General features: G+C 66.6%; 24 protein-coding genes and 1 riboswitch. Of the genes, 15 read left to right on the forward strand and 9 right to left on the reverse strand.

Annotated elements, in window-relative coordinates:
• The first annotated feature begins 98 nt into the window (after positions 1–98).
• Positions 99–1,118: a ribonucleotide-diphosphate reductase subunit beta gene (locus tag AC5P9W_RS10485; RefSeq protein ID WP_005420683.1), complete on the forward strand. Its 1,020-nt coding sequence runs from the start codon at positions 99–101 to the stop codon at positions 1,116–1,118.
• Positions 1,119–1,252: 134 nt separating this feature from the next.
• Here AC5P9W_RS10485 and AC5P9W_RS10490 read toward each other — a convergent pair whose 3' ends face one another.
• A complete protein-coding gene (locus tag AC5P9W_RS10490) occupies positions 1,253–1,888 on the reverse strand; it encodes a LysE family translocator (protein ID WP_206621624.1) in 636 nt (211 codons plus the stop codon).
• Between the two features lie 152 nt (positions 1,889–2,040).
• Here AC5P9W_RS10490 and AC5P9W_RS10495 point away from each other — a divergent pair, with 152 nt between their 5' ends.
• The 3 genes from AC5P9W_RS10495 (at position 2,041) to AC5P9W_RS10505 (ending at position 4,523) form a co-directional block, all read left to right on the forward strand.
• A complete protein-coding gene (locus tag AC5P9W_RS10495; protein WP_005407672.1) occupies positions 2,041–2,442 on the forward strand; it encodes an acyl-CoA thioesterase in 402 nt (133 codons plus the stop codon).
• A 43-nt stretch (positions 2,443–2,485) separates the two neighbouring features.
• A complete protein-coding gene (locus tag AC5P9W_RS10500) occupies positions 2,486–3,301 on the forward strand; it encodes an NAD-dependent protein deacetylase (RefSeq protein ID WP_111097701.1) in 816 nt (271 codons plus the stop codon).
• A 121-nt stretch (positions 3,302–3,422) separates the two neighbouring features.
• Positions 3,423–4,523, forward strand: a complete 1,101-nt coding sequence (locus AC5P9W_RS10505) for an NADH:flavin oxidoreductase/NADH oxidase (protein ID WP_206621623.1) — start codon at positions 3,423–3,425, stop codon at positions 4,521–4,523.
• A 3-nt stretch (positions 4,524–4,526) separates the two neighbouring features.
• Here the strand turns inward: AC5P9W_RS10505 and AC5P9W_RS10510 are convergent, their stop codons facing one another.
• Positions 4,527–5,438: a LysR family transcriptional regulator gene (locus AC5P9W_RS10510; RefSeq protein ID WP_021203759.1), complete on the reverse strand. Its 912-nt coding sequence runs from the start codon at positions 5,436–5,438 to the stop codon at positions 4,527–4,529.
• 114 nt (positions 5,439–5,552) lie between these two features.
• Between AC5P9W_RS10510 and purU the strand changes: the two genes are divergently transcribed.
• Positions 5,553–6,404 (forward strand): formyltetrahydrofolate deformylase, encoded by an 852-nt coding sequence (purU, locus tag AC5P9W_RS10515; protein WP_026347242.1) that lies wholly within the window; start codon positions 5,553–5,555, stop codon positions 6,402–6,404.
• Positions 6,405–6,490: 86 nt separating this feature from the next.
• Here the strand turns inward: purU and pncA are convergent, their stop codons facing one another.
• A complete protein-coding gene (gene pncA / locus AC5P9W_RS10520; RefSeq protein ID WP_111097699.1) occupies positions 6,491–7,117 on the reverse strand; it encodes a bifunctional nicotinamidase/pyrazinamidase in 627 nt (208 codons plus the stop codon).
• A gap of 55 nt (positions 7,118–7,172) precedes the next feature.
• The gene (locus AC5P9W_RS10525) at positions 7,173–7,859 is read right to left on the reverse strand and encodes an epoxyqueuosine reductase QueH (protein WP_019661858.1); all 687 of its coding nucleotides are present in this window, start codon (positions 7,857–7,859) and stop codon (positions 7,173–7,175) included.
• A 161-nt stretch (positions 7,860–8,020) separates the two neighbouring features.
• Positions 8,021–8,235: riboswitch (cobalamin riboswitch) on the reverse strand.
• 154 nt (positions 8,236–8,389) lie between these two features.
• Between AC5P9W_RS10525 and AC5P9W_RS10530 the strand changes: the two genes are divergently transcribed.
• Complete coding sequence (locus AC5P9W_RS10530) at positions 8,390–10,237, forward strand: patatin-like phospholipase family protein (RefSeq protein WP_167693005.1); 1,848 nt, start codon at positions 8,390–8,392, stop codon at positions 10,235–10,237.
• Between the two features lie 43 nt (positions 10,238–10,280).
• Positions 10,281–10,718, forward strand: a complete 438-nt coding sequence (locus tag AC5P9W_RS10535) for a YfbO family protein (protein ID WP_111097697.1) — start codon at positions 10,281–10,283, stop codon at positions 10,716–10,718.
• 134 nt (positions 10,719–10,852) lie between these two features.
• Here AC5P9W_RS10535 and AC5P9W_RS10540 read toward each other — a convergent pair whose 3' ends face one another.
• Positions 10,853–12,220, reverse strand: coding sequence for a helix-turn-helix domain-containing protein (locus AC5P9W_RS10540; protein WP_019661852.1), 1,368 nt, complete (start codon positions 12,218–12,220; stop codon positions 10,853–10,855).
• Between the two features lie 114 nt (positions 12,221–12,334).
• Here AC5P9W_RS10540 and AC5P9W_RS10545 point away from each other — a divergent pair, with 114 nt between their 5' ends.
• From AC5P9W_RS10545 to mmsB, 5 genes are read left to right on the forward strand one after another with little or no spacing between them, the layout of a single operon-like run.
• The gene (locus AC5P9W_RS10545) at positions 12,335–13,840 is read left to right on the forward strand and encodes a CoA-acylating methylmalonate-semialdehyde dehydrogenase (protein WP_019661851.1); all 1,506 of its coding nucleotides are present in this window, start codon (positions 12,335–12,337) and stop codon (positions 13,838–13,840) included.
• A 14-nt stretch (positions 13,841–13,854) separates the two neighbouring features.
• Positions 13,855–15,021 (forward strand): acyl-CoA dehydrogenase family protein, encoded by a 1,167-nt coding sequence (locus AC5P9W_RS10550; protein ID WP_111101765.1) that lies wholly within the window; start codon positions 13,855–13,857, stop codon positions 15,019–15,021.
• Positions 15,018–15,815 (forward strand): enoyl-CoA hydratase, encoded by a 798-nt coding sequence (locus AC5P9W_RS10555; RefSeq protein ID WP_495219176.1) that lies wholly within the window; start codon positions 15,018–15,020, stop codon positions 15,813–15,815. Before AC5P9W_RS10550 ends, AC5P9W_RS10555 begins: the two co-directional genes overlap by 4 nt.
• On the forward strand, positions 15,812–16,987 hold the full coding sequence (locus tag AC5P9W_RS10560) for an enoyl-CoA hydratase/isomerase family protein (protein WP_155028810.1): 1,176 nt from the start codon (positions 15,812–15,814) through the stop codon (positions 16,985–16,987). The genes AC5P9W_RS10555 and AC5P9W_RS10560 overlap by 4 nt, the downstream gene beginning before the upstream one ends.
• Complete coding sequence (gene mmsB, locus AC5P9W_RS10565) at positions 16,984–17,874, forward strand: 3-hydroxyisobutyrate dehydrogenase (RefSeq protein ID WP_021203766.1); 891 nt, start codon at positions 16,984–16,986, stop codon at positions 17,872–17,874. Before AC5P9W_RS10560 ends, mmsB begins: the two co-directional genes overlap by 4 nt.
• A 227-nt stretch (positions 17,875–18,101) precedes the next feature.
• On the opposite strand, the gene AC5P9W_RS10570 is transcribed toward mmsB, so the two are convergent.
• Both AC5P9W_RS10570 and AC5P9W_RS10575 read right to left on the reverse strand, forming a co-directional pair.
• A complete protein-coding gene (locus AC5P9W_RS10570; protein WP_004153735.1) occupies positions 18,102–18,527 on the reverse strand; it encodes an organic hydroperoxide resistance protein in 426 nt (141 codons plus the stop codon).
• Between the two features lie 111 nt (positions 18,528–18,638).
• Complete coding sequence (locus AC5P9W_RS10575; RefSeq protein WP_206621622.1) at positions 18,639–19,619, reverse strand: cation efflux transmembrane domain-containing protein; 981 nt, start codon at positions 19,617–19,619, stop codon at positions 18,639–18,641.
• A 104-nt stretch (positions 19,620–19,723) separates the two neighbouring features.
• On the opposite strand from AC5P9W_RS10575, the gene AC5P9W_RS10580 reads away from it, so the two are divergent.
• Together AC5P9W_RS10580 and AC5P9W_RS10585 are read left to right on the forward strand one after the other, a co-directional pair.
• On the forward strand, positions 19,724–19,903 hold the full coding sequence (locus AC5P9W_RS10580) for a hypothetical protein (protein ID WP_021203768.1): 180 nt from the start codon (positions 19,724–19,726) through the stop codon (positions 19,901–19,903).
• Positions 19,904–20,903: 1,000 nt separating this feature from the next.
• On the forward strand, positions 20,904–21,335 hold the full coding sequence (locus AC5P9W_RS10585) for a hypothetical protein (RefSeq protein ID WP_146256770.1): 432 nt from the start codon (positions 20,904–20,906) through the stop codon (positions 21,333–21,335).
• Positions 21,336–21,557: 222 nt separating this feature from the next.
• Here the strand turns inward: AC5P9W_RS10585 and AC5P9W_RS10590 are convergent, their stop codons facing one another.
• A complete protein-coding gene (locus AC5P9W_RS10590; RefSeq protein ID WP_021203769.1) occupies positions 21,558–23,339 on the reverse strand; it encodes a peptidoglycan-binding domain-containing protein in 1,782 nt (593 codons plus the stop codon).
• 42 nt (positions 23,340–23,381) lie between these two features.
• A complete protein-coding gene (locus AC5P9W_RS10595) occupies positions 23,382–23,801 on the reverse strand; it encodes a lysozyme inhibitor LprI family protein (RefSeq protein ID WP_024956209.1) in 420 nt (139 codons plus the stop codon).
• Between the two features lie 220 nt (positions 23,802–24,021).
• Here AC5P9W_RS10595 and dusA point away from each other — a divergent pair, with 220 nt between their 5' ends.
• Complete coding sequence (dusA, locus tag AC5P9W_RS10600; protein ID WP_111101768.1) at positions 24,022–25,053, forward strand: tRNA dihydrouridine(20/20a) synthase DusA; 1,032 nt, start codon at positions 24,022–24,024, stop codon at positions 25,051–25,053.
• Positions 25,054–25,176: the final 123 nt, after the last annotated feature.

Genomic DNA, 25,176 nt, shown 5'->3' on the forward strand with positions numbered 1-25,176 from the left:
ACCTGTGGAGCCGAGCCACGCTCGGCCACAGCAGGGAAACACCCAGGTAGCGCCGGGCCACGCCCGGCGTTTTGACCCGAGAAGACAAGGAAACACCCATGGCCGACAAGCCCAAGCAGATGCTGCTCGATCCCGGTTTTGAACTGACCCTGCGCCCGATGCGCTACCCGCAGTTCTATGACATGTACCGGAACGCGATCAAGAACACCTGGACGGTGGAAGAGATCAACTTCCAGATCGACATCACCGACCTGCACAGCAAGATGTCGCCGGGTGAGCGCCACCTGATCCACCGCCTGGTCGCGTTCTTCGCCACCGGCGACTCGATCGTGTCCAACAACCTGGTGCTGAACCTGTACCAGCACCTCAATGCGCCGGAAGCGCGCATGTACCTGTCGCGCCAGTTGTATGAAGAAGCACTGCACGTGCAGTTCTACCTGACCCTGCTGGACAACTACCTGCCGGACCCGGAAGAGCGCGCCAAGGCGTTCTCGGCGGTGGAGAACATCGACTCGATCAAGAAGAAAGCCGATTTCTGCTTCAAGTGGATCGACTCGATCCAGGACCTGACCCGCATCGAGACCCGCGAGCAGCGCCGCCAGTTCCTGCTCAACCAGATCTGCTTTGCCGCCTGCATCGAAGGCCTGTTCTTCTTCGCTGCGTTCGCCTACGTGTACTACTTCCGTTCGCGCGGCCTGCTGCCAGGCCTGGCCTCGGGCACCAACTGGGTGTTCCGCGACGAAAGCGCGCACATGGAGTTCGCCTTCGAGTCGGTGCGCGTGGTGCGTGAGGAAGAGCCGGACCTGTTCGACGATGAAATGAAGCAGCAGGTCTACGACATGCTGGCCGAAGCCATCGAATGCGAAGTGCAGTTCGCCGAGGACGTGCTGTCCGGTGGCGTGGCTGGCATTTCCACCCGCGACATGCGCCAGTACCTGCAGCACTGCGCCGACCAGCACTTTGCCAAGCTGGGCATGGAAAAGAAGTACAACGTGCGCAACCCGCTGCCGTTCATGGAACTGCAGGACGTGCAGGAACTGACCAACTTCTTCGAACGCCGCGTCTCGGCCTACCAGGTCGGCGTGCAGGGCGAAGTCGCCTTCGACATGAACTTCTGATCGAACCGGTCAGGCCTGTCGCAACGAAAGACCCCGGCCAATGCCGGGGTTTTTTGTTGCGCGCCCGCTTTTGTAGAGTCGAACCATGCTCGACTGCTGTTCGCAAGAAAGTCGAGCATGGCTCGACTCTACAATCAGCGCCGCGCTTCCATCGCCATGCGCACCGCCAACCCGGCCAGCACCGTGCCCATCAGCCAGCGCTGCACCCTCTGCCAGGTGGGGCGCGCGGCCAGAAAGCCGGCGATGCTGCCGGCGGTCAGCGCGATCAGGCCGTTCACGCTGACGCTGACCAGGATCTGGGTGGAGCCCAGCACGATCGACTGCATCAGCACGCTGCCGTCGCTGTCCGGATGCAGGAACTGCGGCAGCAGCGACAGGTACATCACCGCGATTTTCGGGTTCAGCAGGTTGGTCAGGAAGCCCATCGTGAACAGCTTGCGCGGGCTGTCCTGCGGCAGGTCGCGTACCGCGAACGGCGAACGTCCACCCGGCTTGAGCGCCTGCCAGGCCAGGTACAGCAGGTACAGCGCGCCGCCGATGCGCAGCGCGTCATAGGCGAACGGCACGGTCATCAGCAGGGCGGTGATGCCCAATGCCGCGCACAGCATGTAGAACACGAAGCCCAGCGCCACCCCGCCCAGCGAGATCAGGCCCGCCATCGGCCCTTGGCAGATCGAGCGCGAGATGACGTAGATCATGTTCGGCCCGGGCGTGAGCACCATGGCCAGCGAAACCAGCGCAAAGGCCAGCAGGTCGGAAGTGGCGGGCATGGGCAGTCCTGGCAGCGGGCGTGGCGCAGTGTAACGCCTGCTGCAGGCGCGGCCTGCGCAGGCACCGCTGCCGGGTGACCGTTGCACGTGCATTCCGATGGCCATCACGCCGGTCGCTTAGAATCCGCAGCACCCCACACCGAAGCACCCCCATGACCCCGATCCCCGAGACCGTGCCGCCCATCGAAGTGCGCATGGCCGAAATCGTCTTTCCCAACCACACCAACCACCTGGGCACCCTGTTCGGCGGCCAGGCATTGGCGTGGATGGACAAGGCCGCCTTCCTGGCCGCCGCCCGCTACTCGCGCCGCACCGTGGTGACCGCGCGCAGCGACCAGGTCGACTTCAAACTGCCGATCCGCATCGGCCAGATGGTGGAAACCATCGGCCGCATTGTCGAAGTCGGCCGCAGCTCGATGAAGGTGGAGGTGGAACTGGTCGCCGAGGACCTGCACAGCGGCGAGCGCAAGCTGTGTACCCGCGGCCACTTCGTGATGATCGCGCTGGACGAGGAAGGCCACCCGATCGCGGTGCCGCCGCTGCCGGCCGCCTGAGCCGGCGCTTGCACGGGCGCTGCGGCGCCCCCATCTGGCAGCCATGACCTCGCCGCTGACCGACTTCATCGACCGCGCCCAGCGCCTGTTCGTGCTGACCGGCGCCGGTTGCAGCACCGCATCGGGCATCCCCGATTACCGGGATGCCGACGGCCAGTGGAAGCGCACCCCGCCGGTGACCTACCAGGCCTTCATGGGCGAGACCGCTACCCGCCAGCGCTACTGGGCGCGCAGCCTGCTGGGCTGGCCGCGCTTCGGCCTGGCCCGGCCCAACGGTACCCACCAGGCCCTGGCCGCACTGGAGAGCCGTGGCAAGCTGCAGGTGCTGCTGACCCAGAACGTGGACGGCCTGCACCAGCGCGCCGGCAGCCGTAACGTGATCGACCTGCATGGCCGCCTGGACCTGGTGCGCTGCATGTGCTGCGAGCGGCGCAGCGATCGCGGGGAGTTCCAGCAGCGCCTGCTGGACGCCAACCCCGGCTGGGACACGCTGGAGGCCGGCATCGCCCCGGACGGCGACGCCGACCTGGAGACCGATTTCTCCAGCTTCGTGGTACCCGGGTGCCCGCACTGCGGCGGGGTGTTGAAGCCGGACGTGGTGTTTTTCGGCGAGAACGTGCCGCGCGAGCGGGTGGAGGCGGTGCACGAGCACCTGCAGCAGGCCGACGCCGTGCTGGTGGTGGGCTCGTCGCTGATGGTCTATTCCGGCTTCCGCTTCGTGCAGGCGGCGGCCAAAGCAGGACTGCCGGTGGCGGCACTGAACCGTGGCCGCACCCGTGCCGACGACCTGCTGCAGTTCAAGGATGAACGCGATTGTGCTGAGGCGCTGGCGTCGGTTATCGAACCATCGGCTGGGTAGAGTCGACTGTCAGTCGACTCTACAGGCCACCCGCCGCCGCGAAACAGCGATCCATCCAGATGGTTGATCCGGGAGCCGCGCAGCGGTGCAATATGCCCCCCTACGTCGTCTCATCACCGTCTTGAGCCAGCTGTTCTCGCCGATCTCGTTCGGCCCCCTCACCCTGTCCAACCGCATCGTCATCGCGCCGATGTGCCAGTACTCCGCCGAAGACGGTCGCGCCAGCGACTGGCACGCCATGCACCTGGGCAACCTGGCGCAGTCCGGCGCCGGCCTGCTGATCCTGGAAGCCACGGCGGTCGAGCCGCGTGGCCGCATCAGCTGGGCCGACCTGGGCCTGTGGGATGACGGCACCGAGGCAGCGCTGGCGCAGGTGCTGGCCAGCGTCCGCCGCTGGTCGCCGATGCCGCTGGGCATCCAGCTCGGCCATGCCGGTCGCAAGGCCTCGGTGAACCGCCCTTGGGACGGCGGTAGCCAGCTGCCGGCCGACGATGCGCGTGGCTGGGCCACCGTGGCGCCGTCGCCGCTGCCGTTCCATGCTGCCGATCCGGCGCCGCAGGAACTGGACGAGGCCGGCATCGCCGAGCTCGTTGCTGCCTTCGCCGCCAGTGCGGTGCGCGCCGAGCGCCTGGGCTTCGAGCTGATCGAGCTGCATGCCGCGCACGGCTACCTGCTGCACCAGTTCCTGTCGCCGCTGAGCAACCGCCGCACCGATGGCTACGGTGGCTCATTGCCGAACCGCCTGCGCCTGCTCGTGGAAGTATTCGACGCCGTGCGTGCGGCGGTATCGGACAAGGTCGCCGTGGGCGTGCGCATCTCCGCCAGCGACTGGGTCGATGGCGGCTGGGATCTGGTGCAGAGCGAAGCGCTGGCCCAGGTGCTGGACGCGCGCGGCTGCAACTTCCTGCACGTTTCCAGCGGTGGCCTGGACGAGCGCCAGAAGATCACCGTCGGCCCGGGCTACCAGGTGCCGTTCGCAGCAGCGATCAAGGCCAAGGTGCGCATGCCGGTGATCGCGGTGGGCATGATCACCGAACCGGAGCAGGCCGAATCGATCCTGCGCCATCGCCACGCCGATGCGGTAGCGCTGGCACGCGGCATCCTCTACGACCCGCGCTGGCCGTGGCACGCTGCTGCCGCATTGCGCGACAGCGTGGAGCCGGCGCCGCAGTACCTGCGCTGCGAGCCGCGCGAGGCGCGTGGCGTGTTCAAGACGCGCTGAGGCTCACACCCGCCAAGCCGGCGCGATGCCGGCCTGAAGGTGATCGAACAGCGCGCGGATCTTGGCGGTGAAATCGCGGCGGTCGCTGACGCAGAAGTAGACCTCCATCGGTTCCGGGCGCCACGCGGTGTCGGCGCCGAACACCGCCTGCAGGCGGCCATCGCGCAGGTACGGCTCGGCCACGAAGGCGGCCAGCCGGGTGATGCCGGCACCGGCCGCCGCCAGCGTCGCCAGCGCATCGATGTCATCGCAGACCATGCTCGGTGGCAGCGCGGCGTCCACGCGCTGGCCGTCCTTCAGCAGGCCCCAGCGCAATGGCCGGCCATCGGTGGGGAAGCGGTGCAGCAGCCCGCGATGACCGCCCAGCTCGGATGGCTGTTGCGGGGTGCCGCGTGCCTTCAGGTAGGCCGGCGAGGCGCAGAACACGAACGGAACACGCGCCAGCTGCCGCGCCACCACCCCGTCCTCCAGCTGGGCCCCGATGCGGATGCTGGCATCCACCGCTTCCGGGCCATGCTGCACGGCGCGGTCGGTCAGGCGCAGCTCCAGCTGCAGTTGCGGGTAGCGCTGCTGCAGCGAAGGCAGCAACGGCGCCAGCACATGGCGGCCGAACGCACTGCTGCTGGCGATGCGCAGCGGCCCGGCCGGTTCGATGTCACCGGCGGTGACCATCGCCTGCGCGCGCGCCAGGTCGGCTTCGATGTGGCGCACCTGCGCCAGGTACAGCGCGCCGGCCTCGCTGAGGGCCAGCTGCCGCGTGCTGCGGTTCAGCAGCCGTACGCCCAGATGGGCCTCCAGCCGGTTGATGTTCTGGCCGACCGCGGTGGCGCTGATGCCAAGGATGCGGGCCGCGGCGGCAATGCTGCCGGTCTCTGCGGTGCGGGTGAAGCTGCGGATCAGTTGCAACAGGTTCATGACCGACCAGCTTGCCACGGGAAGATCAAAGTATCGCTTGGTACTGAACCAAGCAGGTCGGTTGCACCCGTGATCATCCGGCCGCTGGGCAGGGCGCTGCCCTACACTGTGGCGATGCGCCCCGATTCCATTCTTACCCTGTCCTGCCCCGACCGTACCGGCATCGTCTATCGCGTGTCCGGCCTGCTGTTCGACCACGGCTGCAACATCCTCGACGCCCAGCAGTTCGGCGACGAGGAAAGCGGCCGCTTCTTCCTGCGCGTGCATTTCGATCGCGATGCCGGCCTGCCGCTGGAGACCGTGCACGCCGCGATGGCCACGCTCGCCCAGGACTTCGGCATGGACTGGCAGCTGCACGATGGCCGCCGCCGCGCACGCCTGCTGGTGCTGGTCAGCAAACAGGGGCATTGCCTCAACGACCTGCTGTTCCGCGCCCACAGCGGCCAGCTGAAGGTCGACATTGCGGCGGTGGCGTCCAACCACGCCGACTTCGCGCCATTGGCCGCCTCCTACCAGGTGCCGTTCCACCACCTGCCGGTGACCGCCGATACGCGCGCGGTGCAGGAGCAGCAGATCATCGACCTGGTCGAGCGTGAGCGCATCGACCTGGTGGTGCTGGCGCGCTACATGCAGATCCTGTCACCCACGCTGTGCCGCGCGCTGGCCGGCCGTGCGATCAACATCCACCACAGCTTCCTGCCCAGCTTCAAGGGCGCGCAGCCGTACCACCAGGCGCACGCGCGCGGGGTCAAGATCATCGGTGCCACCGCGCACTACGTCACCGAGGACCTGGACGAAGGCCCGATCATCGAACAGGACGTGGCCCGCGTTGACCATGCGATGGCGCCGCGCGAACTGGTGCGGCTGGGCAGTGATACCGAATCGCTGGTGCTGGCGCGTGCGGTGCGCCGCCATGTGGAACACCGCATCCTGCTCAATGGGCATCGCACGGTGGTGTTCCGGTAATCGCCCATCCCGCGTCCGCCGGGCATGGCCCGGCGCTACCCATGGGCGCGATCCGGTAGCGCCGGGCCATGCCCGGCGGTCGCGCGTCAGGCGAGCGTAATCCCCGCCTTGCCCAGCGCCTCGCGTACCATCGTATCGTTGGCCTCGGTCACCGGCCGGGTCAGCTCCCACAGGAACTTCACCTTGAAGCCGGACTTCACCGCGTCCTGCGCGCTCCACAGCACGCAGTAATCGCGGGCCAGGCCGCACACGTGCACTTCGCGGATACGGCGCTCATGCAGCCAGCCGGCCAGGCCGGTGGCCGGGCGCTCGCCATCGGGACCGTGGTTCTCGCGGAAGGCGCTGTACGAATCCACCTGTTGGCGCGTGCCCTTGCGCAGGATCAGGTCGGCCATGGCCCAGTCCACGTCCGGGTGCAGAGCGGCGCCATCGCTGCCCTGCACGCAATGGTCGGGCCACAGGGTCTGCGGCTGCGCGTGCAGCAGGATGGTCTCGAACGGGCGTTGGCCGGGGTGCTGGCTGGCGAACGAGGCGTGATCGGCCGGGTGCCAGTCCTGGGTGGCCACCACCGTGCGGTAGCGGCGCTGCGCCAGCAGTCCGGCAATCGGTGCCACCAGCGCATCACCCTGGTCGCAGGCCAGCGCGCCGCCCGGCATGAAGTCCGGCTGCAGGTCGATCACCAGCAGGGCGACGTCGGCGGGCAGGGCGGTCATGGCAGATCCACTACAAGAGAAGGGGCGACCAGCGTGGCCGCCCCTCGCTCACACGTCAATCGCCCTGCGGCGTCCCAGCGTCCTGCCCGTAGTACAGCAGGCCGATTTTGATCCGCTCGCGGCCGTTCTCGCGACGGTGGCGGTTGGCATCGCGCAGCGAATACACGCAGCCGCAGTACTCCTGCTGGTAGAACTGCTCGCGCTTGCTGATCTCGATCATGCGGCTGGCACCGCCGCCCTTGCGCCAGTTGTAGTCCCAGTACTGCAGGCCTTCGTAGCGCGAGGCGGCGCGGATGCCGCAATCGTTGATCTGCGCCATGTTCTTCCAGCGCGAGATGCCCAGCGACGAACTGATGGTGTCGTAGCCGTGCTCGTGCGCGTACAGCGCAGTGCGTTCGAAACGCATGTCGAAGCACATCGTGCAGCGGATGCCGCGTTCGGGCTCGTTCTCCATGCCACGCGCACGGCTGAACCAGTTGTCGGTGTCGTAGTCGCAGTCGATGAAGGGAATGCCATGCTGCTCGGCGAAGCGGATGTTTTCCTGCTTGCGCAGTTCGTATTCCTTCACCGGATGGATGTTGGGGTTGTAGAAGAAGATCGCGTAGTCGATCCCGGAGGCGGTGATCGCCTCCATTACCTCGCCGGAGCAGGGCGCGCAGCATGAATGCAGCAGCAGGCGCTTGCCGTTGGCAGGCAGGGTCAGGGTGGGGCGTTGGAACTCGGTCATCGTCAGGTACCGCATGGACCGCCGGCAACGGCGGTGGCCCATGCATCTGTGCGTGGGTGGACAGGGCTGGCCGGATACCGTGAAAAGGACGCACGCGGCCGCACTGCCCGCACGCGCAGGTCAGCGACGGCCCCGGCACCCTCCCCGCGGAGAGTCCAGGTCGAGTCAGGGGACGGTCGTGTCCCCCGGCCGGGGCCGGTATTCGGGCTGATGGACACGGGCCGCAGCCCACCTACTACCTGCCGCTTCCCAGGCGCGAGCCCAGTGCTGTTGGCAGGATTCGTTTCCATTCACCGCTGCGGGGCAGCTCCGGAATGGGCGCGCCAGGCGCCTTCACCGGATTCCCGTTCAAATCCCTGTCGCCATCAACGCTGCGGCGGGGATACCTTCGGCGTGCCCACGGTGGACGCGTCGAGGGCAATGGTCAAGGATCAATGAAAGCTCGGGGCTCTGGTCCGTTTCTCAGGCCGTGAGAGCGCCGCTTGCCATACTGGGCATCGACAGACGGGAGGTGGCTCGTGGCGGCGAAGTACTGCGATCTGGTCATGAAAGGCGGCATCACCAGCGGCATCGTGTACCCCAATGCGGTACTGGCGCTGGCGCGCGAGTATCGCTTCAAGAGCATCGGCGGTACCTCGGCCGGCGCCATTGCTGCGGCGGTGGCGGCTGCGGCGGCATGCGGCGATCGTCGCCAGCAGGCCGGCGAGCACCTGCCCAGTGATGCCGGTTATGGGGGGCTGTCGGCGGTGTCGGCGCAGCTGTCGCGGCGCGGGTTCATCTACAGCCTGTTCCAACCGGCGCGGGGCGCGCGTGCGGCCTATCGGCTGCTGGTGGTGCTGACCGGCAATGCGGGCCTGCCACACAAGCTGCTGTGCCTGGCGGTGGCGGTATTCGAGATCGCGCCGCTGGAAGTGCTGGTGTCGCTGGCGCTGCTGCTGGGCCTGGGCGGGTGGGGCGGCGGCTGGAGCGGTGTGGCCGCCACGCTGCTGCCGTCGCTGCTGTGCGCCTACGGTGCCGGTGTGGCCGGTGCCGTGCTGCGCGTGGCCCGCGTGGCACGGCGCAACCTGCTGGGCCTGTGCAGTGGCCTCGGCCGCGATGCACGCAAACCGGCGTTGACCGAGTGGCTGCATGAGTGCCTGCAGCAGTTGTCAGGCAAGCCACTTGATGCACCGCTGACCTTCGCCGACCTGCACGACGCACCGCGCTATGCCGGCGAGCCGGACAGCCCGCACGCGATCAGCCTGCAGATGATCACCACCTGCGTCTCGCACAACGAGCCGCGTACGCTGCCACTGGGCGGCGCGCAGTTCTGGTTCCTGCGCGAAGAGTTCGAGCAGTTGTTCCCGGCCAGCGTGGTGCAGTGGCTGGTGGATCAGGCTGGCCCGCCGCTGGACGTGGAGGGGCGGCAGTACTACCACCTGCCGCAGGGCCCGAAGCTGCCGGTGCTGGTGGCCACACGCATGAGCCTGAGCTTCCCGTTGCTGATCAGCGCGGTGCCACTGCACGAACCCTCGCGCCGCGAGCGCCGCTGCGAACCCACCGCGCCGGCGGCCGACCCCGAGCACAACGTGGCCGACAGCATGGAAGGGCTGACCAGCGCCGGGCAGGCTTGCGGTCCGGTGATCACCGCCTTCCGCATCTGCTGGTTCTCCGATGGTGGCATCAGCAGCAACTTCCCGATCCATCTGTTTGACGCCGCATTGCCGCGCTGGCCGACCTTCGCCATCAACCTGGTCTACCCGCAGCACGCCGAAGACGTGAGCCAGGGCAGCGGTAGCCGGCAGGCACTGGAGCATGCCGTGTTCCTGCCCACCGAGAACCGCCACGGCTGGCAACGGCATTACCAGTCCATTGCCACGCCGCTGGCCGCAGCCGAGCTGGGGCGTTTCCTGTTCGCGGTGGTGGCGACCATGCAGAACTGGCGCGACCTGCTGCAGGCGCGCGCGCCGGGTTATCGCGACCGCATCGTGCATGTGAGCCTGCAGGGCGACGAAGGTGGCATGAACCTGGACATGCCGCAGGAGGTGCTGACCCGCATCGCCGACAAGGGCAGCCTGGCCGGTGCGCGGTTCTGTTCGTTCTCGTTCGAGAACCACTACTGGATCCGCTGGCGCAACCTGGCCTCGGCCTACCAACGGTACACGCTGGAAGTGGCCCGTACCGACGACCCGGCGCAGCAGGTACTGGCCTATCGCGCGGCGTACTCGATGGTCGCTCGCGGCGAACCGACACCGCCGTCGTACAAGCTGGGCTCGGAAGACAAGCGTCGCGGCTCGCAGCAGCTGTGGGCGCAGATGGTCGAGCAGGGCCGAACCTGGGAGGACCTGGGCCCTGACCTGACCGACGGCGCACCGCGTCCGCTGCCGCAGATGAAGGTGACGCCGATCTACTGAGCGCGATCGATACAATCGTGCTTCATGCTGCAAGGAGCTGTGGATGTCTGCCCGCCAGGAACTGTTGGATCTGCTTGAACGCCTTGATGCCCGCGACCCGGAGCACCTGCCGGTGGTGCCACTGGCCGCGTACTTCGAAGGCAATGATTTCGAAGAATGCATCGCGCCCAACCAATGGGGTTTCGGCCGTCCGCCGATTGCCGAGCTGTACGCGCGCCTGGCCGCGATTGCCGAAAAGCCCGAGGTGGAAGGCGTGTATGTAGGCCTGCACCAGGACTGGAGCAGCGCATTGGAAGACGACAGCGAATGGCCTGCCGCAGAGAACGTGCACGTGCTCACCCGCGCCGACGTCGAGACCGTGGAAGGCTGGCTGCAGGGTCTGGAATGCGACGGTGTGGGTGAAGGCTGGCCCTACGGCCAGCACATCGACGCCCCCGTACCCTCGCAAGGCCACCGCGTGCTGACCGTGTATTGGGATTAGTAGATCCACGCCACGCGTGGATGCATTTCGCGCACGGCCAGAGCGTGCCCACCAAGGTGGGCACCTACCCGTTGCTTCAGTCGAGCATGGCTCGACTCTACAGGGGTGCAGGGCGCAGCCCTGCCGAACCAACCCTACCGCCCCGGCAACTGCGCGAACGCGCGCTGCATGCAGTCCTCGCGCGGGCACACCCGGCACCCCGGGCCGATCGACACCGAATTGCCCGGGCTCTGCACATCCAGCCCCAGCGAATACACCAGCCGTTCGGCATGCTGCAGATCGCAGCCCAGCGCCACCGCGAAGGTCTTGCGCGGCTGGCCATGACCGACCGGACCACTGCTGACCTGCCGTGCCAGCCAGAAATGCCGTCGCCCATCGGGCATGCGCGCGGTCTGGGTAAGGATGCGCCCGGGCTGGTTGAACGCCTCGTAGACGATCCACAGCGGGCACGAACCACCCACCTGCGAGAAGTGGAAGTCGGTGGCCGAATGGCGCTTGGACACATTGCCCGCGCGGTCCACGCGGATGAAGAAGAACGGCAGCCCGGGCGCGCTGCGCCGTGCCAGCGTGCTCAGCCGATGGCAGACCGCTTCGAAGCCGACGCCGAACTGGTGTGCCAGCAGTTCGATGTCGTAGCTGCTGGCCTCGGCCGCACGCAGGAAGCGCATGTACGGCATCACCAGGGCGCCAGCGAAATAGTTCGACAGACCGATGCGGGCCTGAGCGATGCGTGCCTCATCGGTGAAGCCGGCACGTGCCACCACCGCATCGATCTGCGGCAGGTAGCCGTGCAGGGCCAGCTCGGCGGCCATCTGGAATGCCTGCTGGCCTGGCTCCAGGTAGTCCGGCAACCACAGCCGCCGTGCTTCGGCATCGTACTGGCGCTTCTCGCGCCCGGCCTGCAGCGCGGCCACTTCCACCAGCACGCCGTGGCGGTCGGCCAGCAGCTGGCGCAGGCGTGGTGCCACGTGCCCGGGCGACAGCCCCCACTCGGCGAACAGACGCTCGGCCAGCTCGTCCAGTTCGGGAATGTGGTTGTGCATGCGGTTGAAGAACTCACGCACCTGGTCGCCTGCGGGCAGGATGCTGCCGGCGCCGGGTTCGCCCAGCTGGAACTCCAGGGCGGCGGCATGCTCACGCAGCGCCAGGTGGCGGCGGTGCAGATCCAGCAGGGCGCGGCTGACCTGCGGCAGGTTGCCGGCCAAGGCGCGCAGCTCGGTCGCGCTGACCTCCGCCAGGCCCAGGTCGCGCAGGGTTTCGCCCAGCGCTTCCTGCAGCGCGGCAGGCTCATCTTCGTCGAATAGTGAGGAAACGTCGCCCAATACTTCGCCCAGCTTCTTCTGAACGGCCGGGGTGAGTGGGCGCTTGTTGCGCTCGATCTGGTTCAGGTAACTGGCCGACAGGCCCAAGGCGCGGGCCAGATCCACCTGGCTGTAGCCGCGCTGCTCGCGCAGCCGCAGCAAGCGAAGGCCAAGCTGCCGCTGGCTGGATGAATAATTCACAGAATTAACATGAATCGTCTGGCGTGTTGGCCAGATTAAGCGGATTCAGGCCGGAAATCGAGGTGGCTGCTGTGAATAATGCCAAGCATCTTTCGAGCCCGTGGGATTGTCGTCATGACTGTTGAAGCGCCCCGTATCCGCATGCTGATCGATGGCCAGTTCATCGAATCGGCCACCTCCCACTGGCAGGACGTGATCAATCCGGCCACCCAGGACGTGCTGGCCAAGGTGCCTTTCGCCACCACCGCAGAAGTGGACGCCGCCGTCGCCGCCGCCAAGGAAGCCTTCAAGACCTGGCGCAAGACCCCGATCGGCACCCGCGCGCGCATCTTCCTGAAGTACCAGCAGCTGATCCGCGAGAACATGAGCGAGCTGGCCCACATCCTCACCGCCGAACAGGGCAAGACCCTGCCCGACGCCGAAGGCGATGTGTTCCGCGGCCTGGAAGTGGTCGAGCATGCGGCCGCCATCGGCAACCTGCAGCTGGGTGAGTTGGCCAACAACGTGGCCAATGGCGTGGATACCTACACGATCATGCAGCCGCTGGGCGTGTGCGCTGGCATCACCCCGTTCAACTTCCCGGCGATGATTCCGCTGTGGATGTTCCCGATGGCGATCGCCACCGGCAACACCTTCATCCTCAAGCCGTCCGAGCAGGACCCGATGGTCACCATGCGCCTGGTCGAGCTTGCCCTGGAAGCCGGCATTCCGAAGGGCGTGCTGAACGTCGTCCACGGCGGCGAAGAAGTGGTCAACGCGATCTGCGACCACCCGGACATCAAGGCCGTGTCGTTCGTCGGTTCCACGCGCGTCGGCACCCACGTGTACAACCGTGCCTCGCTGGCCGGCAAGCGCGTGCAGTGCATGATGGGCGCCAAGAACCACGCCGTGGTGCTGCCGGACGCCAACAAGGAACAGACCCTCAACGCGATGGTCGGCGCCGCCTTCGGTGCGGCCGGCCAGCGCTGCATGGCCGCCTCCACCCTGGTGCTGGTCGGTGAAGCGCGCAACTGGGTGCAGGATCTGGTTGAAAAGGCCAAGACCCTGAAGGTCAGTGCCGGCACCGTGGCCGGCACCGACGTCGGCCCGGTCATCTCCTGCAGCGCCCGCGAGCGCGTGGAAGGCCTGATCGCCTCGGGCGTGGAGCAGGGTGCCAAGCTGGTGCTGGATGGCCGCAAGCCGCAGGTCGATGGCTTCGAGAAGGGCAACTTCGTCGGCCCGACCATCTTTGCCGGTGTCACCACCGACATGCGCATCTACCAGGAAGAAATCTTCGGGCCGGTGCTGGTCATCCTCGAAGCAGAGACGCTGGAAGACGCCATCGCGATGGTCAACAGCAACCCGAACGGCAACGGCACCGCACTGTTCACCCAGTCCGGCGCTGCCGCGCGCAAGTTCCAGGAAGACATCGACGTCGGCCAGGTCGGCATCAACGTGCCGATCCCGGTGCCGGTGCCGCTGTTCTCGTTCACCGGTTCGCGCGCCTCCAAGCTGGGCGACCTGGGCCCGTACGGCAAGCAGGTGGTGCTGTTCTACACCCAGACCAAGACGGTCACCGCGCGCTGGTTCGATGACGAGACGCTGAGCCACGGCGTCAACACCACGATCAGCCTGAAGTAACGGCAGGAGCAGCCATGAGCCACTCGATGACGACGGAACTGGACGAAGCACAGCAGGCGTACCGCGAGGCAGCGCGCGACTTCGCACAGGCCGAACTGGCGCCACACGCCGCGCGATGGGATGCGGAGGGCATCTTTCCGCGCGAGGCGATCGCCAAGGCCGGTGAGTTGGGCTTCTGCGGTCTGTACATGGACCCGGAAGTGGGCGGCAGCGGCTTGAGCCGGCTGGACGCCGCCGTCGTCATCGAGGAGCTCGCCAACGTCGATCCGTCGACGGCGGCGTACATCAGCATCCACAACATGGCCTCGTGGATGGTGTCCACGTGGGGCCAGCCGGCACTGCGCGATGCCTGGGGCAGCGACCTGTCCTCAGGCAGCAAGCTGGCCTCGTACTGCCTGACCGAGCCGGGCGCCGGTTCCGATGCGGCCTCGCTGAAGACCACCGCCGTGCGCGATGGCGACTTCTATGTGCTGAACGGCTCGAAGGCCTTCATCTCCGGCGCCGGGGCCACCGAGCTGCTGGTGGTGATGGCGCGCACCGGCGGTGCCGGTGCCGGTGGTGTCAGCGCCATTGCCGTGCCGTCGGACCTGCAGGGCATCAGCTTCGGCCGCAAGGAAGAGAAGATGGGCTGGAACAGCCAGCCCACCCGCGGCATCACCTTCGAAAACGTCCGCGTGCCGGTCAGCCACCTTCTGGGAGAGGAAGGCGGCGGCTTCAAACTGGCGATGAAGGGGCTCGACGGCGGCCGCATCAACATCGCCGCCTGTTCGCTGGGTGCCGCGCAAGGTGCGCTGGATGCCGCACGCCGCTACATGGGCGAGCGCCGCCAGTTCGGCAAGGCGCTGGCCGAATTCCAGGCGCTGCAGTTCAAGCTGGCCGACATGGTCACCCAGCTGGTGGCCGCGCGGCAGATGGTGCACACCGCCGCACGCAAGCTCGATGCCGGTGCCAGCGACGCCAACGTGTGGTGCGCGATGGCCAAGCGTTTCGCTACCGATGCCGGTTTCAACGTCTGCAACGAAGCGCTGCAGATCCACGGTGGCTACGGCTACATCCGTGAATACCCGATCGAACGCCTGCTGCGTGACTGCCGTGTGCACCAGATCCTGGAAGGCACCAACGAGATCATGCGGGTGATCGTTGCCCGTCACCTGCTCAACACCGAAGAGGAACTGCGATGAAGGATTGGCGTACCCAGGAGCACGTGGGCCTGAAGGTCGAGGCCGACGGCCATACCGCCGTGGTCACCCTGAACAACCCGCCGGCGCACACCTGGACCGTGCACAGCCTGTCGGCGCTGCGCGACCTGGTGGGCGCGCTCAACGCAGACCGCGACATCTACGCGTTGGTGATTACCGGTAACGGCGAGAAGTTCTTCTCCGCCGGTGCCGACCTCAACCAGTTCGCCTCCGGCGACAAGGCCGCTGCGCGCGAGGCCGCGCGTTGCTTCGGTGAAGCCTTCGAAGCGCTGTCCGGGTTCCGTGGCGTGTCGATCGCCGCCATCAACGGCTACGCCATGGGCGGTGGCCTGGAATGCGCACTGGCCTGCGACCTGCGCATCATCGAAGACCACGCCCAGGTGGCGCTGCCGGAGGCCACCGTCGGCCTGCTGCCGTGTGCCGGTGGCACCCAGAACCTGCCGCGCCTGGTGGGCGAGGGCTGGGCCAAGCGCATGATCCTGCTGGGCGAGCGCATCAATGCCGAGACCGCACTGCGCATTGGCCTGGCCGAAGAAAAGGTCGGCAAGGGCGAAGCCAAGGCACTGGCACTGGAATGGGCGAAGAAGGCCGGCAAGCAGAGCCCGACCAGCATAGCCGCCTGCAAGACGCTGGTACAGGCCACCCGCGCCGGCACCCACGCCTCGGCGCTGGTGGCCGAGCGCGAAGCCTTCGTCGACCTGTTCGACACCGCCGACCAGGTCGAGGGCGTAACCGCCTTCCTGGAAAAGCGCACCGCGCAGTGGAAGAACGCATGAGCATCGACACCGCTGCCGACGACGCACCGGTGCTGTTCGAAGAGCGCGTGGCCGGCAATGGCACGCGCATCGGCATCGCCACGCTCAACGCGCCGCGCACGCTCAACGGATTCTCGCTGCCGATGGCGCACCTGCTGCTGAAGCAGTTGAATGCCTGGGCCGACGACGACGGCATCGCCATGGTGGTGCTGCAGGGCGCCGGTGAAAAGGCGTTCTGCGCCGGCGGCGACCTGCACAGCCTGTACAAGAGCATGGTCGCCTTCCGCGAGGCCGGCCACAGCGACATCCGCCAGAACGCCTATGCTGCCGAGTTCTTCGACGTCGAATACCGCGTCGATTACCTCATCCACACCTACGCCAAGCCGATCCTGTGCTGGGGCCATGGCATTGTGATGGGCGGCGGCATCGGCCTGATGTCCGGTGCCAGCCACCGCGTGGTCAGCGAACGTTCCAAGCTGGCCTTCCCGGAAATCACCGTCGGCCTGTTCCCCGATGTCGGTGGCAGCTGGCTGCTGCCGCGGGTGCCGGCCAAGGGCGGCCTGTTCCTGGCCCTGACCGGTGCACTGCTCAACCCGGGCGATGCCATCTATGCCGGCCTGGCCGATGTGCACGTGGCCGAAGAGCGCCGCAGTGCAGTGTTCGATGCGCTGCTGCAGGTGGCCTGGTCCAGCCACCCCGCACACAACCACGAACGCCTGACCCACCTGCTGCAGTCGCATGCCAGTGATGCTGCGACCGGTCCACTGCTGGCCAATGCGGCACAGGTCGAGGCGCTGTGCGAAGGCGATGACCTGCAGGCCATCGTGGCGCGCATTACCGGCCTGCAGACCGACGACGCCTGGTTGCAGGCGGCTCAGAAGACCCTTGCTGCCGGTGCGCCGGGTTCGGCGCGGCTGGCCTTCGAGCTTCAGCGTCGCAGCGCCGGCCAGGATCTGGCCGCGATCTACCGCCTGGAGTACATCGTCGCCCTGCATTGCGCCGCCCATGGTGATTTCGCCGAAGGCATCCGCGCGCTGCTGATCGACAAGGATCGCAATCCGCAGTGGAACCCGGCCACCCTGGCCGGGGCCACCGGCGCGTGGGCCGACACCTTCTTTGCTTCCCCCTGGGCCGATGCCGCGCATCCGCTGGCCGACCTGGGCTCTCCCCTTGTTGAAAGGAGCCTTGCATGAGCCGCATTGCATTCATCGGGTTGGGCAACATGGGTGGCCCGATGGCCGCCAATCTGGTCAAGAACGGCCACAGCGTGCGCGTGTTCGATCTGGTTCCGGCCGCGGTCCAGGCCGCCGTTGACGCCGGTGCCAGTGCTGCGTCGTCGGCACGCGACACCCTGGCCGACGCCGAAGTGGTGATCTCCATGCTGCCAGCCAGCCGTCACGTCGAAGGCGTGTACCTGGGCGACGACGGCATCCTCGCCGCGATCCCGGATGGCGCACTGGTCATCGACTGCAGCACGATCGCACCGGCCAGCGCGCGCAAGGTGTCAGAGGCCGCCGCCGCACGTGGCCTGCAGATGATCGATGCACCGGTCTCCGGTGGTACCGCAGGCGCCCAGGCCGGCACGCTGACCTTCATCGTCGGTGGCGAAGAGGACGCGCTGGAGCGTGCCCGTCCGGTGCTGCAGGCGATGGGCAAAAACATCTTCCACGTGGGCGCCAGCGGCGCCGGCCAGGTCGCCAAGCTGTGCAACAACATGGCGCTGGGCGTGATCATGGCGGTGACCGGTGAAGCCATTGCGCTGGGCGTGGCACACGGGCTGGACCCGAAGGTGCTGTCGCAGATGATGGCGGTCAGCACTGGCCGCAGCTGGGCTACCGAAGTGTGCAACCCGTGGCCGGGCGTGCTGGAAAATGCGCCGGCCTCGCGCGGCTACAGCGGCGGTTTCGGCAGCGATCTGATGCTGAAGGACATGGGGCTGGCAGTGGAAGCGGCGATGAGTGTCGGCGCCTCGATCCCGCTGGGCGAAGTGGCCCGCAACCTGTACTCGATGAACCACCAGGCTGGCCGCGGCAAGCTGGATTTCTCCAGCGTCGTGCAGCTCATCACGAGCGAGAAGTAAGGCTTGGATATGTAGAGCCGAGCCCGTGCTCGGCTGCTTTTCCGCCGGATGTTCCCGCGCCGGACGGATCAGCCGAGCAGGGGCTCGGCTCTACAGAAGCGAATGCGTCCCCGGCTGCGCGCCGGGGCCCACCCGAGGTGGGATGGGCGGATGTTCGGTTTCGACCGGCATCCGCCCATTTTTTTCCCTCGCTCGGGTAGTGCCGGCCGCTGGCCGGCAGCACCCCATCAGGCAACGATCAGCGTCACGTCGATGTTGCCGCGGGTGGCATTCGAGTACGGGCACACGATGTGCGCCTTCTGCACCAGCTCTTCCACCTGCTCGCGCGGCACGCCGGGCACGTTGATGGTCAGCTCGGCTTCGATGCCGAAGCCGGTCGGGATCTGGCCGATGCCGACCTTGCCGGTCACGGTGGTGTCGGCCGGCAGCGCGACCTTGGCCTGGCCGGCCACGAACTTCAGCGCACCCAGGAAGCAGGCAGAGTAACCGGCCGCAAACAGCTGCTCCGGGTTGGTACCCGGGCCACCGGCGCCGCCCAGCTCGCGCGGGGTCGACAGCTGGATGTCCAGCACGTTGTCGGAGGAGACGGAACGGCCTTCACGGCCGCCGGTGGAGGTGGCCTGGGCGGTGTACAGAACCTTTTCGATGGACATCGGGATGCTCCTGGTCAGTGGGTGGGTGGTGCGATGGAGACTACTTTGCCCGCTTTCCGCGTACGTTGGGTTGCAGAACGTACTAAAAAATTGATCGATCGTCCTGCGGGCCTAGATCGTCCACTCGCGGTCGGTGGTGAACATGATCGTCAACCAGCGGTCCGGCGAGGCCTCGCCCAGCGCATCGCCGATCTCGTCGCGCAACTGGTCCCATTCCACCAGCGGCCGCGGCGGGTCGTTTTCCGGCACCACGAAGAACAGCTCGATCTGCTCGCCTCGCCCCACCTGCGCCACGTAGCTGCGGTGCTCGACGAAGCCGTGCTTGGCGACGATGTCGCGCGCCACCGCATCCACGTGCGCCTGCAGCTCCGGCGGGGTGACCAGCAGGATGCCGGCCAGCGCCCGGCGCACGGTGCCGAGCGGGGCGATCATCACCAGCACGCAGACGAAGGCAAGGATGGCCGGGTCGATGTACGGCCCGACCCAGGCCCAGGACGTGCCCTGCACCAGCACGCCGCCGAGGAAGGCCAGCAGGTAGCAGGCCGACATGCTGGCCGCGATCACCCAGTTCTTCGCATCCAGTGCGATGAACTCCGAGCCGATGCGGCGGTTGGCGCGCAGGATGAACCATGCCAGTGCGCCTTCGCCGACGATGGACAGCCCGGCGAAGGCGATGGCCGGGCCCAGCGCAATGTGGCGGCCACCGGACATCAGCGCATCCACCGCATTGACCAGCGCATACAGCGCTGCGCCGATCATCAGCGTGCCGCTCACCCCCAGCACGATCGGCTCCAGGTGCCAGAAGCCCATGGTGAAGCGCTGGTTGAGCCGCGATTGCAGCGCGTCGGTCTGGGTGGACAGCGCGATCAGCCGTGCCACCAGCAGCGACAGCCAGGTCATCACCACGTCGATCAGGCCGTAGATGCCATCGAAGATGATCAGCGAGGAATTGGCCAGCAGGCCGAACACCACCGCCGCCGCGGCCAGCAGCAGCGAAGCGGCGATCGACAGGCGCAGCACGCCCTGTTCGGTGGTGGGGTCGAAGAACTGCGGGCGGTGGGTGGCCATGGCCCGATTGTAGAGCGGCGGCATGCCTCGCTGCCTTCCGCTGTCTGGCATCGTCGCAGAACGTTGAGGACATCGACGAGAGGCCCAGCGAGCGTGACCGCGAATGCGTCGCCCAGGGCCTGGCCAACATGGTCATCGAATTCCTCGGCCGCATGCGGGATATGCAGCGTTACGATGCCGGTGACACGCAGGTCTACCGCGTGCGTTGGCAGGTGTTCCTTGCCTCGGCCGGCCATCTGGGTGCGGTGTTCGATTACCAGCACGTGACGCCGAAGGTACAGATTGATCTGCGCGACGCCCACCTGTGAGACCTGACCGCCGCGGCCGCGCTGGAACGCGCGCAGGAATAGCTGGCCGCACATGGGGCGAAGGTGACGGTGGTGGGGCTGAATGCTGCCAGCCAGACGTTGATCGAGCAGGTGGGCGGCGCGCGCGGCGGGTACTGAGGCGGCAGTGTTTCAATGCCTGCGTCGGTTCTGGGGCCGGCTAAGCTTCCAGAATTTTCCTGAATCGGCTTCTCAGTGAGGTAGCGCCATTACAGATGGGGAGTCCATATGTGGCCAACGCCTTGGCAGATTCGGTGTCAGCCTTTGCCTGCCACGGGCAGCGAGCAGGGCCCTGCCGACGCGCGTGATCGAACTGAAGTGTGCCGGCGTCGTGTCAGCCTGAATGGCCGCGACCGTCAGAGCTTCACAGATGAAATCGATGTCCTGGAACTTTGAGAAAATGGAAGGGCACTCTCTATCAATAGAGCATCCACCTCAGTCCTGAGCAGATCAGCGTCCTTTTCAACGGCTATCCAATGGTCGCTGTTGCCTGGGGGAGCGGCCTGCATCTCACGTCGCAGTCGGTTTCGCTGAGATTGGTGGTCCAATCCATGCAACGCCGCGGGATGAAGCGGGCGAGCACACACATCGATGAAACTCTCGTGGCATCTCGTAAAAGTTGCTCCACTTCGGACAAATCCTGCGTCCTTCAAGGATGCGTAGACGATGCTCAGGGCGCGCTTTGTGATAGCGGTCATGAGGCGAGCATCAGGAGGGAGGATGATTGCAGGCGAGGCCTCTCAGACTGGGTAAGCCGGTGCGAGGCAATGAGTGTGTCGACTTGGCTGGGAGCGGTAACTGGCATTGACGTCAGTAGCTGTCGCTATCAACAAAAGTTGTTGTTTGGCCGTCGTTCCCTGGTTCGCAAAACCCGAAAGACGTCGGATCGCATGATGCAGATTGCAGCTTTTCTCATTGCCAATCTTCTGAGTATGGAAGCAGGCTGGAGACACGCGATTCTGTGTTCAAGGAAGCAGCATCCATGAAATCGAATTTTTCGGTGTCATTCAAATGTCTGTTGGCTTTTGCGCTTGCGCTTGGTTCGACGACATGGCCGGGAGTGATGGCGTTGGACCGCCTTGCGGTTGCCGTCGATCGGACCACGCGCTACAGCGCCGGAACTGACGAAGCGAACGAAGTCGTTCGATGGCTGGACGCACGCAAGGATGTCCACCAGCGGACGCTTGCACTTGGGACACTGACCATTCGCCATCGCTGTAGGGGGGAGCGGGATTCACCTCGGACGCCAGCCATCCGCGCCCTTTTCCATCATGGTGCTTCCGGAGAGAAGATCACTATTACCAACGATCTTCCAGGATGCGCACGCGAGACGTGGACGTTCGCATGGACCGGAGATGGCCAGGACGCCTACTGGAAGCAGACCGCCTATGGATGGCGGGTACTGACCACTTAGGGAAAGCTCCGGACGGACTTATCTGTCGTCAAAGCGTCGACGCGATCAAACCGGATCGACTACACCTCGAGGCCCACTACCTCGAAGCGTGGGCACGCTCCGGGGCGCAAGACCTCGCATTTGCGACAATCCTCGACGCACCTCAACCAACGCCCTCGTCGGCCTCAAGCCGACGAGGGGTGAGCAAGGCAATGGCACTCACGGGCCAGTTGGCCCGCTCTCTTACGCCATCATGGCCCGCGGGCCGTGATGCTGGGTCTGCTGGTCGATCTTCTGCTGCTCGCGCTGCTGATCGCTCACCTGCAATGCCCGCTCGCTGTTCTCCTGCACGCTCTGGCGCATCGCGTCAGCGGTCGATACCGGCGCGGTATTGCGGTTCAACGCGCTTTCGTCGTGCAGCGCATTGGCCTGCACCGCGCGCGCCATCGAGCCATCCTGGTTCAGCTCAACGCGATCAACCCGGTACAGGCCGGCACGCGCAGCTTCCACGGTGAGGGCAGCGGCCAGCTTCTCGCTGTGCTCGCCGGAGGGCAGGCCACGCGCTTCCTCGGCGAACTTCACCTGCACCAGGGTCTCGGTGTACAGCCAGTTCTGCGGGCTGCGCGGGTCGGACATCGGGTACACCGTCTCGCGTGCAGGCTCGGCCGCTGCCTGCTGTTCCGGGGTGTTGCCCTGCGCCTGCGCACGCTGCTGCACTTCATTGGCCAGCGCCTGGCGGGTTTCCGCATCGGCAATGCCGGTCGCAGGCAGGCCATGCTGCTGCTGGAAAGCATTGATCGCATGGCGGCTGCCACCGCCCAGATAGCCATCGCTGCCGATGGCCTGGCCCTTGGCGTCGGTCAGCCCCAGCGCGGCCAGGTTGCCCTGCAGTTCGCGCGCGTCGCGGTCGATCGCGGCCAGCGTGGCTGGCCCGGCCTTGCCGTCCACCGGGTCCAGGTTGTGTGCGCGCTGGAAGTCTTCCACCGCCTTGCGGGTGGTGGCATCGAAGCGCCGGTCCGGATTCAGTGTCTGCTGGCCGTCAGCACTGGCATAGCCCAGCGTGACCAGGTTGCTTTCCAGCTTCAGCACGTCACGGCCGCTGGACCCTTCCTTCAACGTCTGCGAACCGGCCTGCTGGCGCGGTGCGCCGATCTGGTCCAGCGCCACCTTGATGTCCGCATCGTTGTGCTCACCGGCGGGCGAGTAGTCGCGGCTGCTGACCTTGGCATGGGCGCGGTCCATTGCGTCCTTGTTGTTGGCGTAGGCATTTTCGTAGCGCACGGCGATGTCGCCGGCCTTGGGCGCGTCGAAGTACTGGTAGGTCTCGCGGATCTGCCCGGCCTTCGCGCGCAGCGCCTCGTAGTCACCGCCTTCTTCCAGCACCTTCTGCAGCTTGGGCAGCTGGCTGGGCAACTGGTTGGCGGTCTTGGCGATCAGGCTGATCGCTTCGAAGCGGTTTTCCTCGGCGATGCCGCTGCCGTGTGCGTCCACCATCGCCATGCCGATCCGGGTGGCGTTGCGCACCTGCGGGTAGTCGATGTTCGCGTGGATCCACTGCTTGCCCTCGGCCGAACCGGCCCAGGCGTTGATGCTGTCGCGCGTGTTGGTATCGATGAACTGGATCGAGCTGCGCCCGCTCAGGCCATTGCCGTGGCTGAGCAGGTCGCGGCGCAGGTCGGCGTGGTCCTGGGTGAAGGGCAGGTTGTGCGCCTTGGCATAGGTGCTGGCCTGATCGATCACGGCGTCGACATAGGTCGTCTCGCCCGCCTTCAGTGCGTGGCCGTCGATGGCGCCCAGCGCCCACTCGCCGCGCTGGCCGAAGTCGACCTGGATCGCGCCCAGGCTGTAACCGCTGTTCTGCGCGACTTTGTTCACCGTGCCCCAGTGCGGTTCGGTCACGCCCTGGGTGATGCCGGCGATGGCCAGATGGTAGGAGGCGGGGCCACCTTCGGTACCACGGCCGACGGCGAAATACACGGCGCCGGAGGTGGCATCGAGATCATGGGTATCGATGTTGGTTGGCATGTCTTACATCCTTGTGCAGTCAGAGGGTCTGCCCCTCAAGGGTCAGTCCAGCAGCTGCAGATACTTCTGCAGCTGGTCGGCACGCGCGCTCAGGCGCATCACATCGTTCAGCTCGCCCTGCAGGTTGCCGGGCTGCGAATCGTCGTACAGCGCGGTATCCAGTTCGCCATCGCGGCTGCGCGACTGCAGCCACGCGCGCTGGGCATTCACCAGCTTGGTCTTCTTTGCGCCAGTCAGCTTTGCCTGCAGCTGGCGGTAGGCCTGGTTCAGGCGCTGGTCTTGGCGTGCGCTTTCCGAGGTCAGGCAGGCGGCCTGCTCGATCGCACCCTGTGCCTTGTCACGGCAGGTGGTGAAGGTCGGGCTCAGCCCGGTGGCAGCCGGTGCTGCGGTTGCCGTGCCGATGGCCAGTACGGCGACCGCCAGCGCGGTGGCGAGGGTCCTGCTCAAACGCTTGTGCTGCATCATCTGCTCCACACGTCCAATCCATTGCGAGCGACGGACTATAACGGCGTCAATATTTCGTCGTCGTCAACGAATCGCGACAACTGTGACCGGTTGCCCGTCATTGTGGGGTGGCGCCGCCCGGCTTGCGGACGGCCCTCGGGCCCGGGCGCCCCAGCGCTGTCCGGGCGCCAGCCGCCGCCATTCAGCCGAGCGGTGTAAACTATTGATCTCACTGGCAATGCCAGTCTCCACGATCAACGCCCCGATGACGTCCGCCACCGCCCGTTACGCCGATTCCCTGCGCCTGTCCGTTGCCCCCATGATGGACTGGACGGATCGCCATTGCCGCGTGTTCCATCGCGTGCTGGCGCCGGGTGCGCGCCTGTACACGGAAATGGTGCACGCCAACGCGGTCATCCACGGCGACCGCGAGCGCCTGCTCGGCTTCGACCGCAGCGAACAGCCGCTGGCGCTGCAGCTGGGTGGCAGCGATCCGGCCCTGCTGGCGCAGGCTGCGCGCATTGCCGCCGAGTGGGGATACGACGAGGTCAACCTCAACTGCGGCTGCCCGTCCGACCGCGTGCAGGCCGGGCGTTTCGGCGCTTGCCTGATGCGCGAGCCGGTGCTGGTGGCCGAGTGCGTGGCGGCGATGGTCGATGCGGTCGACATCCCGGTGACGGTGAAATGCCGCCTGGGCGTGGACGAGGACAACGATTACGACGTGTTCGCCGCCTTCGTCGACCGCCAGGTCGCCGCCGGTGCCGCAATGGTGGTGGTGCATGCGCGCAACGCGTGGCTGAAGGGCCTGTCGCCGAAGGAGAACCGCGAGGTTCCGCCGCTGAAGTACGACTGGGCTTACCGCCTCAAGCAGGAGCGCCCGGCACTGCCGGTGGTGATCAACGGCGGCCTGGCCAGCATCGAGGCGGTGCAGGCGCAGGCCGCGCACGTCGATGGTGTGATGCTGGGCCGCGCGGCCTACCACGACCCCTACCTGCTGCATCAGCTGGAGGCGCTGCACACCGGCGCCCCGCTGCAGGCCCGTGGTGACCTGTTGCGCGCGCTGCGCCCCTACGTCGAGGCGCGTCTGGGCGAAGGCCTGGCGCTGAAGCACATCACCCGCCACCTGCTCGGCCTGTTCCACGGCCAACCCGGCGGCCGCGCATTCCGTCAGGTGCTGAGCGAGGGCGCACACCGCCCGGGCGCCGACTGGAGCCTGGTCGAACAGGCCTTGGCGGTCACCGAACGCGAAGCTGATCGCGCCGCAGCGTGACGTCGGTCACGGTCCTGACTTGACAAGGGGCGGCGATTCGTCCCGAATGTTCACCTAGATGAACAACTCGCGGCATCGCCCGGAAAAGTTCAGATCGGATTCACTGCCCCAAACCAAGAATTT

Source organism: Stenotrophomonas sp. YJH_SMC_33 (genome assembly GCF_059372295.1).